Below are 1,393 nucleotides of genomic sequence, written 5' to 3' on the forward strand. Positions count from 1 at the left end.
GATGACCCGGTACCGGCGCGGGACGTGTCGGTGCTTGCCCAGGTGCAGAACCTGATGATGGACCTGCAACAAGAGCTGGGTTTGTCTTACGTGTTCATTTCCCATGATCTGTCAGTGGTTGAGCATATTGCCGACGAAGTGATGGTGATGTATCTGGGCCGCTGCGTCGAGAAGGGCAGCAAGGAGGCGATTTTCAACAACCCGCGCCACCCTTATACCCAGGCGCTGTTGTCAGCGACGCCGCGCCTGAACCCGGCGTTGCGCCGCGAACGTATCAAGCTGATTGGGGAACTGCCCAGCCCGCTCAATCCGCCGCCGGGCTGTGCGTTTAACGCGCGCTGCCAGCATCGTTTTGATACCTGCGTCCAGTTCCAGCCCACGTTAAAAGCCTACGGCGACCAACTGATTGCCTGTTTTGCCGTCGACAGAGATGAAGCCGGTTCTGTTTAAGTAAAAAAACGGGTGCACCGACGGGAAGAGACTCCCCATGTCGGTGCACCTGAAACCACGTTGCACCGCTACGGCGCGCCATCACCTTCCTCCTTTTCTTCCATATCCTTTTATTTCAATGAGTTAATTTTGGCATGGCGATTGCTTTTGTGACTGCGTAGGGCAGCACAGAACTGACAGGCTGTGTGCGCTAAATGGCTGGCTAGGGTTCCGGTCCACTGCGGTGGATGCTGGTCCGAGAGCTGGCGACCTCCAGGTCGGGGTTACACGGCGGGATAAAAGCCCGGGAGACAGCAAGCCAATAGGCATTCTGCTGCTCCTGCACCCCGAAACCAGACTGGAGACCTTCCCCATGAAAATGACCCGTCCGCTTGGACTCGTTGTCGCGTGCGTGCTCGCACTCTCGAGTTTTTTCACACACGCGGAATCCCGCAAAAGTTTCAATGTGTGCTGGACCCTCTATGCGGGCTGGATGCCGTGGGGCTATACCAGCACCAGCGGCATCATCGATAAATGGGCCAAAAAGTACGGCATCGAGATCAAGGTGACGCAGCTTAACGACTATGTCGAATCCATCAATCAATATACCGCCGGCCAGTTTGATGGCTGCACCATGACCAACATGGATGCGCTCACCATCCCGGCGGCCGGTGGCGTGGATACCACGGTACTACTGCCGGGCAGTTTCTCCGAAGGCAATGACGGCGTGGTGGTGAAAGGCAAAGGGAAAACCCTGGCCGACCTGAAAGGCATGAGCATTAACCTGCCGGAACTGTCGGTTTCTCACTATCTGTTGATTCGCGGTCTGGAACATGCCGGGCTGGCAGAAAAGGACGTGCGCATCGTCAATACCTCTGATGCGGATATCGTTGCCGCGTTTTCCACCTCCGGCGTGAAGGCGGCTGTCGCCTGGAACCCGCAACTCTCGGCCATCAACGCCGTT

2 protein-coding genes and 1 riboswitch are annotated in these 1,393 nt (G+C 56.9%); both genes read left to right on the top strand.

Translation table 11 applies throughout. The features are described from left to right. Window positions 1-450, top strand: a 450-nt coding sequence (locus J5224_RS27815; RefSeq protein ID WP_319802495.1) for an oligopeptide/dipeptide ABC transporter ATP-binding protein, incomplete at its 5' end; no start/stop codon positions are given. A gap of 191 nt (window positions 451-641) precedes the next feature. Continuing rightward, window positions 642-742, top strand: a riboswitch (guanidine-I (ykkC/yxkD leader). Between the two features lie 60 nt (window positions 743-802). Then, on the top strand, window positions 803-1,393 hold a 591-nt coding region (locus tag J5224_RS27820), incomplete at its 3' end, for an ABC transporter substrate-binding protein (RefSeq protein WP_264628362.1).

The sequence above is a fragment of the Candidatus Symbiopectobacterium sp. NZEC135 genome, from assembly GCF_025962695.1.